This window comes from Photorhabdus sp. CRCIA-P01, from assembly GCF_003545805.1.
In the GTDB taxonomy this organism is placed as follows: Bacteria; Pseudomonadota; Gammaproteobacteria; order Enterobacterales; family Enterobacteriaceae; genus Photorhabdus; species Photorhabdus antumapuensis.
In genome coordinates this window covers 1-13199 of record NZ_NMQR01000071.1, presented here as the reverse complement: position 1 = coordinate 13199, position 13199 = coordinate 1, and the positions used below count along the sequence as shown (strand labels likewise).

Genomic DNA, 13199 nt, shown 5'->3' with positions numbered 1-13199 from the left:
TAAATACGGTCAACCGGTGCCGTTGGGGACAATCGGTGAATTGTATATTGGTGGCGCGGGTGTGGCGCGGGGTTATCTGAATCGCCCTGAACTGACGGCGGAACGTTTCCTGGTTGACCCGTTCAGTGATAAACCGGATGCGCGCATGTACCGTACCGGGGATTTGGCCCGTTATCTGCCGGAAGGGGATTTAGTGTTTGTCGGCCGTAACGACCAGCAGGTGAAAATCCGCGGTTTCCGCATTGAACCGGGGGAAATTGAAGCCCGGCTGATAGAACACCCGTCGGTACGTGAATCTGCCGTGTTGGCGTTAGGGGATGCGCAGGATAAGCGTCTGGTGGCTTATGTGGTGGCACCTGAGGATGAGGGGCTGGCGAATAGCCTGCGTACCCACCTGAGTACAACTTTACCTGACTATATGGTACCAACGGCCTTTGTGCGACTGGATGCACTTCCGTTGACCCCGAACGGTAAGCTGGATCGCCGGGCGCTACCGGCACCGGATAATGAAGCGTTTGCCCGTCAGGTTTATGAAGCGCCACAAGGGGATACGGAAATCACATTAGCGGCGATTTGGTGTGAGTTGCTGGGCGTTGAGCAGGTTAGCCGACATGACAATTTCTTCGCGTTGGGTGGTCATTCTCTGCTGGCGGTACGGATGATTGAACGTTTGCGTCACTTGGGGTTGACGCTGGCAGTGCGTAACCTGTTTCAGTCTCCGGTGTTATCAGATCTGGCTCAAACGTTGGGACAGCACCGGGCTGTGGTGGTGCCACCGAATGTCATTACATCAGCGACGACGACACTCACCCCGGAAATGTTGCCACTGATCGATCTGACTCAGGCTGACATTGACCGCATCGTCAGGCAGGTGCCAGGAGGGATAACCCATATTCAAGATATCTATGCCCTGTCGCCATTGCAGGACGGTATTTTGTTCCACCACTTACTGGCAAACGAAGGGGATCCGTATCTGGTGGTCAGTCAGATGGCTTTTGCTGACCGATCCTTGCTAGACCGTTACTTAGCGGCAGTGCAACAGGTGATTGATCGTCATGATATCTTGCGGACCGCTTTTATCTGGCAAGGATTATCTGTGCCGGCTCAGGTGGTTTGGCGTCAAGCCACGTTGTCAGTGATGGAGCTGACCCTGGATCCGACTGACAGTCCGGTTTGCGATCAATTAATGCAACGTTTTGATCCCCGTCATTATCGTCTTGACCTGAATCAGGCACCGTTGTTGCAGTTTGTGGTGGCACAGGAAATGGATGGTCGTTGGATTGTTCTGCAATTGCTGCATCACCTGATTGGCGACCATACCACACTGGACGTAATGAACCGTGAAGTACAAGCTTATCTGGACGGACAGCAGGATAGCCTGTCTGAGCCGGTGCCGTTCCGCCATCTGGTGGCGCAGGGCCGGCTGGGTGTCAGCCAGGAAGAACACACCCGTTTCTTTACTGACATGTTGGCGGCGGTGGATGAACCGACATTGCCGTTTGGTTTGACGGAAGTGCATCGTGATGGCTCACAGGTGGCGGAATCTCACCGGATGTTGTCAGCCGGGCTAAATAACCGTTTACGTCATCAGGCGCGACATCTGGGCGTCAGTTTGGCGGCATTGTGTCATCTGGCCTGGGCCCAAGTGTTGTCGCGTACCAGTGGGCAGGAGCAAGTGGTGTTCGGCACCGTACTGTTTGGGCGTATGCAGGCCGGGGAAGGAACAGACAGCAGTATGGGATTGTTTATCAATACGTTGCCGCTGCGGCTGGATATGGATGATACCCCGGTACGAGACAGCGTGCAGGCTGCCCATACCCGACTGGCCGGACTATTGGAACATGAACATGCTTCATTGGCGCTGGCCCAGCGTTGCAGTGGTGTACAGGGGGAGATCCCCCTCTTTAGCAGCTTGCTGAATTATCGGCATAATGCCCTGTCGGCACCGTCAGATGAGCTGATAAGCGGCATTGAGTTTATTGGTGCACAGGAGCGGACCAACTATCCGTTAGTGCTGTCGGTGGAGGATTGTGGTGAGTCTCTGGGGCTGACGGTTCAGGTAGTACAACCGTTTGATCCGAAAAACCTGTGCGACTATATGCAACAGGCACTGGAGAGCTTGGTGGAGGTACTGGAACAAGCTCCGAAAACGCCGGTACGACAGTTGGAGATTTTGCCGGAAGCGGAGCGTACGTTGTTGTTAAAAACCTGGAACGTGACGGAAACTGCTTCTCCTGACCCGTCATGCATTCATCAATTGTTTGAACAGCAGGTGGCGCAAGCCCCTGATGCGCCCGCGTTAGTGTATGAAGATCAGTTCTTCAGTTATGCCGAATTAAATGCCCGTGCCAACCGGCTGGCCCACCAACTGATTGCACTGGGTGTCGTACCCGAGCAGCGGGTGGCGATTTGTGTGTCACGTTCACCAGCAATGGTGGTAGCGGTATTGGCGGTGCTGAAAGCCGGTGGCGCCTATGTGCCGTTGGATCCGGTCTATACCGGAGAGCGTCTGGCCCATATTCTGACGGATGCGGCCCCGGCTATTTTGCTGGCGGATAACCCCGGACGTGATGCGCTGAACGAGCAAATGCTGGCTGCGCTGACCGTGCTCGACCCGAATAATACCCTGCCGGATCAGCCGGATGTTAACCCGCGGGTCCCTGCGCTGACGTCCCGGCACCTGGCGTATGTGATTTATACCTCCGGTTCGACCGGGATGCCGAAGGGGGTGATGGTCGAGCATCGTAATATCCAGCGTTTGTTTGAGGCGACTGAATCCTGGTATCACTTTAACCGGCAGGATATTTGGTGCCTGTTGCACTCCATCGCCTTTGATTTCTCGGTATGGGAATTGTGGGGGGCTTTACGCTACGGCGCAAAACTGGTTCTGGTACCACACGCGATCGCCCGTTCACCTCAGGAGCTGCATCAATTCGTGTGTCAGCACGGTATCACCGTGTTGAATCAGACGCCGAGTGCTTTCAAAGCCTTTATTGCCAGTTATGTCGACAACCCATTACCGGACCAGTTGCGTTATATCATCTTTGGGGGAGAAGCCCTCGATCCGGGGATGTTGCGGCCGTGGTATCGCCTGCGTGAAGAGACGTCGCCCCGGTTGGTGAATATGTACGGTATCACGGAGACGACGGTCCATGTGACTTATCGGGAACTGAGTCCTCATGATGTGGCGCAGATAACCAGCCCTATTGGTACGCGTATCCCGGATTTAACGCTCTACTTGTTGGATAAATACGGTCAACCGGTGCCGTTGGGGACAATCGGTGAATTGTATGTTGGTGGCGCGGGTGTGGCGCGGGGTTATCTGAACCGGCCAGAATTGACGGTGGAACGTTTCCTGGTTGATCCGTTCAGTGACAACCCGGATGCGCGCATGTACCGTACCGGGGATTTGGCGCGTTACCTGCCGGACGGTAATCTGGAATTCCTGGGCCGTAATGACCAGCAGGTGAAAATCCGCGGTTTCCGCATTGAACCGGGGGAAATTGAAGCCCGGCTGATAGAACACCCGTCGGTACGTGAATCGGTGGTGTTGGCGTTGGGAGAAGCGCAGGATAAGCGTCTGGTCGCTTATGTGGTGGCACCCGTGGATGAGGGGTTGGCGAATAGCCTGCGTACCCACCTGAGTGCAACTTTACCTGACTATATGGTGCCGTCCGCCTTTGTGCGTCTGGATGCGTTGCCATTGACCCCGAACGGTAAGCTAGATCGTCGTGCGTTACCGGCGCCGGATGGTGAAGCCGTTGCCCGTCAGGTTTACGCGGCACCGCAAGGCGAAACAGAAATCGCCCTGTCGGTTATTTGGCGTGAATTACTGGGGGTTGAACAGGTCAGCCGGCATGACAGCTTTTTTGCTCTGGGTGGTCATTCACTGCTCGCGGTACGGATGATTGAACGCTTACGTAACCGGGGGCTGACACTGGCGGTGCGTGACCTGTTCCAGTCGCCGGTGTTGTCTGAACTGGCTCGAACGTTGGGGCAGCACCAGGCCGTGGTGGTGCCACCGAATGTCATTACGTCAGCGACGACGGCACTTACCCCGGTGATGTTGCCGCTGATCGATCTGACTCAGGCTGACATTGACCGTATCGTCGGGCAAGTACCGGGTGGGGTGGCTAATCTTCAGGATATCTATGCCCTGTCGCCATTGCAGGATGGCATTTTGTTCCACCACTTATTGGCAAATGAAGGGGATCCGTATCTGGTGATCAGCCAGATGGCGTTTGCTGACCGGCCTTTGCTGGACCGTTATTTGGCCGCGGTACAACAGATGGTTGATCGGCACGATATTCTGCGTACCGCCTTTATCTGGCAAGGATTGTCAGTGCCGGCTCAGATAGTCTGGCGTCAGGCACCGTTGTCGGTCACTGAATTGACGTTGGACCCGGCTGATGGGCCGGTGGGTGATCAACTGGTTCAACGTTTTAATCCCCGTCATTATCGTATTGATTTGGGTCAGGCACCGCTGCTGCGTTTTGTCGTGGTTCAGGAGACCGATGGCCGCTGGTTTTTACTGGAATTGCTGCATCACCTGATTGGTGACCATACCACGCTGGATGTGATGAATCGCGAAGTACAAGCGTATCTTACGGGTCAGGAAGACGGCCTGCCGGCGCCGGTGCCGTTCCGCAATCTGGTGGCGCAGGCCCGGTTGGGTATCAGTCAGGAGGAACATACCCGCTTCTTTACTAACATGTTGGCGGAGGTGGATGAGCCGACATTGCCGTTTGGGCTGGCGAACGTGCATCATGATGGATCTCAGGAGAGGGAATCCTACCGGATGCTGACTACCGGGTTAAATGACCGTCTTCGCTATCAGGCCCGGCATTTGGGTGTCAGTCTGGCGGCGCTGTGTCATCTGGCCTGGGCACAGGTGTTATCCCATACCAGTGGTCAGGAGAACGTGGTGTTTGGTACTGTGCTGTTTGGGCGCATGGCGGCGGGAGAAGGGGCTGACAATGGGATGGGGCTGTTTATCAATACCCTGCCGTTACGCCTGGATATCGATGATACCCCGGTACGGGACAGCGTGCGGGCGGCTCATTTACGGCTGGCTGGGTTGCTGGCGCATGAGCATGCGTCACTGGCGCTGGCCCAGCGTTGCAGTGGGGTTGCCAGTGGTACGCCTCTCTTTAGTGCCCTGCTGAACTATCGGCATAATGATCAACAGGATCCGCTGAATGAAACGATGGACGGGATTGAATTCCTGGGCGGGCAGGAGAGCACTAACTATCCCTTTGGGCTGTCGGTGGAGGACGGGGGATCCACTTTGGGACTGACGGCTAATGCGGTGCAGCCGTTTGATCCGGACAGAATATGCGGTTATATGCAGCAGGCGCTGGAGAGTCTGGTGGAGGCGCTTGAGCAGGCACCGGAAACGTCGGTACGGGCGTTGAATATCCTGCCGGAAACGGAACGCACGCTGTTGCTGGAAACCTGGAATGCCACGGAAACCGCCTATCCTGACGCGTTATGTATTCATCAGTTGTTTGAGCAACAGGTGGAGCGGGCTCCGGAGGCGACGGCACTGGCGTATCAAGAGCAGACCCTCAGTTATGCCGAATTAAATACCTGCGCCAACCGCCTGGCCCATCAGTTGATTGCGCAGGGTGTCACACCGGACCAGCGGGTGGCGATTTGCGTGGAACGCTCTCCGGCGATGGTGGTGGCTTTGCTGGCGGTACTGAAAGCCGGTGGTGCTTATGTGCCGCTGGATTTAACCTATCCAGGGGAACGTCTGGCGTATATCCTGAATGATACCGCCCCAGCAGTGGTCTTGGCTGATGCGGCCGGTAGGATGGCGTTGGGTGAAGCCGCGCTGACGGGGCTGATAGTGCTTGACCCGAATACCCGGCCAGACCAGCCGGACAGCAACCCGCAGGTCACGGCGTTGACGTCACAGCATCTGGCGTATGTGATTTACACCTCCGGCTCAACCGGGCAACCGAAAGGGGTGATGGTAGAGCATCAGGCGATTTATCAACGTTATCTGGGTTTTAATGACACCTATTCTGTCACGGCACAAGACCGGCTGTTGCAATTTTCCGCTTTTGCGTTTGATGTTTCAGTGGAAGATTTTTTCTCGTCATTATGCAATGGCGCTACGCTGGTTCTTCGCGATGACAGTTGGTTGGCGTCGATGCCGGAATTTATTGCTTTAACCCAGCAATATCGTATTACGGTGGTGTCACTACCGACCCTGTTCTGGTCTGAACTGGCGGCCAGAGATACGGGGTTACCGCTGCCGGATTGTCTCCGGCTCATCATCATTGGTGGTGAGGCGGTCAAAAAGAACGCCATTCAGGATTGGTTTAGGCAGGAAGGCCACCGGCCCCGGCTGTTGAACGGTTATGGTCCGACTGAAAATGTCGTGACGGTGACCTATAAAGACGTATTATCCCCAGCCGATGCGCATTCTATTGGCCGGCCGGCTAAAAATGCCCGCATCTACCTGCTGGACCAATATGGTCAACCGGTGCCATTAGGCTGTGTGGGTGAAATGTATATTGGTGGCGTCGGGGTAGCGCGCGGTTATCTTAACCGACCGGAACTGAGCGCGGAGCGTTTTATACCGGATCCCTTTAGCCCAATAGCGGGTGCGCGGATGTATCGTACCGGGGATTTGGCCCGTTATCTGCCAGACGGTGATCTGGAATTCCTGGGCCGTAACGACGAGCAGGTTAAAATCCGCGGATTCCGTATTGAGCTGGGTGAAATTGAGGTCCGGTTGGCGGAACACCCGGCGGTGAGTGAGTCGGTGGTATTGGCGCAGGGTGAAGGGCCGGATAAACGGCTGGTGGCCTATGTGGTGGCGTCAGCGGATGAGAGGCTGGCTAATCGCCTGCGTGAGCATCTGAGCGTTCAGTTGCCTGACTACATGGTGCCGTCGGCCTTTGTGCAGCTGGATGCCTTCCCGTTAACCCCGAACGGTAAGCTGGATCGTCGTGCGCTGCCGGCACCGGACGAAGAGGCGTTTGCCCGTCAGGTTTACGCTGCACCGCAGGGAGAAACGGAAATCGCCCTGGCGGCGATTTGGTGTGAAATCCTGGGGATTGAACAGATCAGCCGGCATGATAATTTCTTTGCCCTGGGGGGGCATTCACTGTTGGCGGTACGGGTGATGAACCGGATGGCCGCTTTCGATGTTGAATTGCCGCTGACCAAGCTGTTCAAATCCCCGTCTTTGGCTGCCTTTGCTGAGGAGATCATCACTACCCGGCTTGATAAGCAAGACAGAGCATTGTCCGCCATCCTGCCGATATCCCGCGAGGGTGAGTTGCCGTTGTCATTCGCTCAACAGCGCTTGTGGTTCCTTGCTCAACTTGATGGCGTCAGTGAGACTTATCATATACCGATCGCGTTGCGTTTGCGTGGTTCACTAGATATTGTTGCCTGGCAGCAAGCACTTAACGCTTTGTTTGCTCGCCATGAAGCGTTACGTTCTGTCTTTGTCTCTATTGAGGGTCAGCCACAAGTGAGGTTGTTGGCACCGGATGGCGGCTTACTGTTATCTCAACATGACCTGCGCGGGTTCCCGGATGCGCAGGATGTTCTTGAGTGCCTGTGCGCCGAGGAAGCCTGCGCATCATTTGACCTTAACCGTGGCCCGCTGATCCGCGCCAGTCTTATCCGGCTTACCGATGACGAATACGGGTTCCTGCTCACCCAGCATCACATTATTTCCGATGGTTGGTCTGTCGATGTGCTGATAGGTGAACTGAGCGCACTCTATACGGCGTTTTTGGCCGGGCAACCGGATCCATTGCCACCGCTGGCGATTCAATACCCAGATTATGCAGGCTGGCAGCGTCAGTGGTTGTCAGCGGAACGTGTTCAGATTCAATCTGACTATTGGCGTACTCTGCTGGCTGACGCGCCGGTCTTGCTGGATTTGCCTACTGATCGGCCTCGTCCGTCTGAGCAGTCGTTTGCCGGGAATGCCGTGCTGGTTAACCTGGATCCGGCATTAACGACGGCGCTTAAACGGCTGAGTGAGCAGCACGGTGTCACGTTATTTATGACGCTGTTGTCAGCCTGGACGGTGGTCCTGTCGCGCCTGTCAGGTCAGGACGATGTGGTGATTGGTACACCGAGTGCAGGCCGCAGTCGTCAGGAAGTAGAGCCGCTGATCGGATGCTTTGTCAATACGCTGGCGTTACGCATGGATGTTTCGGGTGATCTGACGGTGACTGAATTATTGGCGCGTGTACGGCAGACCGCTCTAGCGGCACAGGAACATCAGGATTTACCGTTTGAGCGGGTGGTGGAAATCGTGCAGCCGCCGCGCCGACTGGCGCATACCCCGCTGTTCCAGGTCATGTTTGCCTGGCAGAACAATGAGAGCACGGCATGGCAACTACCGGGGCTGGCAGTGTCACCGGTCGATCAAGCCGTTGATATTATCAAGTTTGATCTTGAACTAGGCTTGTCAGAAGAGGAGGGGCGGATTGTCGGTGAGTTGAGTTATGCCACCGCTCTGTTTGATCAATCGACAATGGAGCGACAGGTGGGATATCTGCACACGGTGCTGCAAGCCATGGTCGCTCATGCTCAGCAGCGGATCGGGGAGATCGATATCCTGGCACCGGCGGAGCGCAAACTGTTGCTGGAAACCTGGAACGCGACGGAAACCCCTTATCCTGAGGCGTTATGTCTCCATCAGTTGTTTGAACAACAGGTGGAAAGAACCCCGCAGGCCACGGCGTTAGTGTATGAAGAGCAGATCCTCAGTTATGCCGAATTAAATGCCCGCGCCAACCGGCTGGCCCATCAATTGATTGCTCTGGGGGTCGAGCCGGATCAGCGAGTGGCGATTTGCGTGTCACGTTCACCGGCAATGGTGGTGGCATTGCTGGCAGTGATGAAATCTGGCGGGGCCTATGTGCCGTTGGATCCAACCTATCCGCTGGAGCGGTTGGCGTATATCCTGAATGATACGACTCCGTCAGTGGCGTTGGCTGATGCGGCCGGACGAGTAGCATTGGGTGATAAGGTGTTGGGCGGGTTAACGGTACTTGACCCGAATACCTTGCCAGACCAGTCGGACCGCAACCCGCAGGTCCCTGCGTTGACGCCACAGCACTTGGTTTACGTCATCTATACCTCTGGCTCGACTGGGCAACCAAAAGGGGTGATGGTGGAACATCAGGCGGTGTATCAGCGTCACTTGGGCTTTAATGAGACCTATGCGGTCACGGCGCAAGATCGGATGTTGCAATTTGCTTCCTTTGCTTTTGACGTTTCAGTGGAAGAGTGTTTCTCGACATTATGCAATGGCGCCACGTTGGTCATGCGTGATGACAGTTGGCTGGCGTCGATGTCGGAGTTTATCTCCTTAGCCTGGCGGAACCGTATCACGGTGATGTCTCTGCCCGCGTTATTTTGGTCTGAACTGATTGTCAGAGACAACGATGCATTACCGCTACCGGATTGTCTCCGGCTCATTATCATTGGTGGTGAGGCGGTGAAAAAGAGCTCCATTCAGGATTGGTTTGTGCGAGAGATCCACCGACCCCGACTATTGAACGCCTATGGCCCGACGGAAAATACCGTGACAGCGACCTGTAAGGAGGTTTTATCCCCAGCCGATGATTGTTCTATCGGCCGACCGCTTAAAAATACCTGCGTTTACCTGCTGGACAAATACGGTCAACCGGTGCCATTAGGCTGTGTCGGTGAAATGTATATTGGTGGCGTGGGCGTGGCACGGGGTTACCTTAACCAGCCAGAATTGAGCGCGGAACGTTTTATACCGGATCCTTTTAGTCCGGTATCCGGCGCGCGGATGTATGTTACTGGGGATTTGGCCCGCTACTTGCCGGATGGTAATTTGGAATTCCTGGGACGTAACGATCAGCAGGTTAAAATTCGTGGCTTCCGGGTTGAGCTAGGAGAAATTGAAGCTAGGCTGGAGAAACACCCGTTGGTGCAAGAGGCGGCAGTGTTGGTATGGGAGGATGATCAGGGCAAACGGCTGGTCGCCTATGTGGCGGCGGAAGCAAATGAGGGGTTGGCGGTTCGTTTGCGTGAATACTTGAGTGCAGTTTTACCTGACTATATGGTACCGGCAGCTTTTGTGCGGCTGGATACTTTACCGCAGACCCCGAATGGCAAGTTGGATCGTCGGGCGTTGCCCGCACCGGCGGAGGAGGCGTTTGCCCGTCAGATCTATGAAGCACCGCAAGGGAAGATAGAAACGATGCTGGCGGCTGTCTGGTGTGAGTTGCTGGGTGTTGAACAGATTAGTCGGCATGACAGCTTCTTTGCGCTTGGTGGTCATTCGCTGCTTGCCGTGCGCATGATTGAACGATTGCGGCGTATCGGTCTGAGTGTATCGGTAAAAACGTTATTCCAGCATCCAACACTCTGTATTTTGGCACAATCTCTGGTTCAGCATAGTGAAATTCAAGTGCCTGACAACCGTATTACACCGGATACTACGGTGCTGACGCCGGCGATGTTGCCGCTGATAGATTTGACCCAAGCTGACATTGACCACATTGTCGGGCAAGTGCCGGGGGGAATCGCCAATATTCAGGATATCTATGCGCTGTCACCGTTGCAGGACGGTATTTTGTTCCACCATCTGTTGGCAAATGAGGGTGATCCCTATCTGTTGACGGGGCAGATGGCTTTTGCTAACCGGGCACTGTTGGATCGTTATCTGGCGGCGGTTCAACAGATAATTGATCGGCACGATATTTTGCGTACCGCTTTTCTCTGGCAGGGATTGTCAGTCCCGGCGCAGGTGGTCTGGCGTCAGGCCCCATTGTCGGTGATGGAACTGACACTGAATCCGGCTGATGGCCCAGTCAGTGACCAGTTAACTCGGTGCTTTGATCCGCGTTATGATCGTCTCGACCTGAGCGAAGCCCCGTTATTGCGTTTTGTCATCACTCAGGAAACCGATGGTCATTGGTTGTTACTGGAATTGCATCATCACTTGATCGGTGACCATGAAACGATGGAAGTGATGCGCCGTGAAGTCCAGGCGTATCTGACAGGTCAGGAGGAGAGTCTGCCTGTGCCGACACCTTTCCGCAATCTGGTGGCTCAGGTCCGGTTGGGGGTGAGTCAGGAGGAGCATACCCGTTTCTTTACCGACATGCTGGCGGAGGTAGATGAACCGACCTTGCCGTTTGGTTTGACGGAGGTGCATCGTGATGGTTCGCAAGTGACGGAAGTTCACCGGATGTTGCCAGCTGGGTTAAATGACCGTTTGCGTCATCAGGCGAGACATCTGGGCGTCAGTCTGGCGGTCTTGTGTCATTTGGCCTGGGCGCAGGTGTTGGCGCGTACCAGTGGTCAGAAGAATGTCGTGTTTGGCACAGTGTTGTTTGGGCGTATGCAGGCAGGGGAAGGGGCAGACAGCAGTATGGGGCTGTTTATTAATACCTTGCCGTTGCGGCTGGATATCGATGAGACCTCGGTACGGAACAGCGTGCAGGCCGCCCATGCTCGGCTCGCCGGACTATTGGAACATGAGCACGCGTCACTGGCACTGGCTCAGCGTTGCAGTGGTGTGCAGGGTGAGATCCCTCTCTTTAATAGCTTGCTGAATTATCGGCATAATACCTTGCTGGCAGCGTCGGATGACATCATCAGCGGTATTGAATTTATTGGTGGACAGGAAAGGACTAACTATCCGTTAATGCTATCAGTGGAGGATTTTGGCGAATCTCTGGGGCTGACGGCTCAGGTAGTGCAGCCGTTTGATCCGGAAAGTCTATGTGGTTATATGCAGCGGGCACTGGAAAGTCTAGTGGGTGCGCTTGAGCAAGAGCCGGACAGGCCCGTTCGGGCATTGGAAATCTTGCCGGAAGCGGAACGTACATTGTTGCTGGAAACCTGGAACGCGACGGAAAGCACTTATCCTGAGGCGTTATGCGTTCATCAATTATTTGAACAACAGGTGGAGCAAACCCCTGATGCGATAGCATTAGTGTATGAAGAGCAAACCCTCAGTTACGCCGAATTAAATACCCGCGCCAACCGGCTGGCCCATCAGCTGATTGCTCTGGGGGTAGAACCGGACCAGCGGGTGGCGATTTGCGTATCACGTTCACCGGCAATGGTGGTGGCGGTACTGGCAATACTGAAAGCCGGTGGCGCCTATGTGCCGCTGGACCCGGTCTATACCGGAGAGCGTCTGGCCCATATTCTGACCGATGCCGCCCCGGCTATTGTGCTGGCGGATAAGGCCGGACGCGCTGCGCTGGACGAGAAAACGTTGGCTGCGCTGACCGTACTTGACCCGAATACCCTGCCTGAACAGCCGGATAGTAACCCGCAGGTCCCTGAGCTGACTGCCCGGCACCTGGCGTATGTGATTTACACCTCCGGTTCGACCGGGACGCCGAAGGGGGTGATGGTCGAGCATCGTAATATCCAGCGTTTGTTTGAGGCGACTGAATCCTGGTATCACTTTAACCGGCAGGATATTTGGTGCCTGTTGCACTCCATCGCCTTTGATTTCTCGGTATGGGAATTGTGGGGGGCTTTACGCTACGGCGCAAAACTGGTTCTGGTGCCACATGCGATCGTCCGTTCACCTCAGGAGCTGCATCAATTCGTGTGTCAGCACGGTATCACCGTGTTGAATCAGACACCGAGTGCTTTCAAAGCCTTTATTGCCAGTTATGTCGACAACCCATTACCGGACCAGTTGCGTTATATCATCTTTGGGGGAGAAGCCCTCGATCCGGGGATGTTGCGGCCGTGGTATCGCCTGCGTGAAGAGACGTCGCCCCGGTTGGTGAATATGTACGGTATCACGGAGACGACGGTTCATGTGACTTATCGGGAACTGAGTCCTCATGATGTGGCGCAGATAACCAGCCCTATCGGGACACGTATTCCCGATTTGACGCTCTACTTGTTGGATAAATACGGTCAACCGGTGCCGTTGGGGACAATCGGTGAATTGTATATTGGTGGCGCGGGTGTGGCGCGGGGTTATCTGAATCGCCCTGAACTGACGGCGGAACGTTTCCTGGTTGACCCGTTCAGTGATAAACCGGATGCGCGCATGTACCGTACCGGGGATTTGGCCCGTTATCTGCCGGAAGGGGATTTAGTGTTTGTCGGCCGTAACGACCAGCAGGTGAAAATCCGCGGTTTCCGCATTGAACCGGGGGAAATTGAAGCCCGGCTGATAGAACACCCGTCGGTACGTGAATCTG

Annotated in this window: 1 protein-coding gene; it reads left to right on the top strand. The window is 55.2% G+C overall.

Features of this window, described 5'->3' with window-relative positions:
- A partial coding sequence (locus tag D3222_RS22305; protein WP_118988072.1) for a non-ribosomal peptide synthetase occupies positions 1 to 13199 on the top strand: 13199 nt, incomplete at both ends.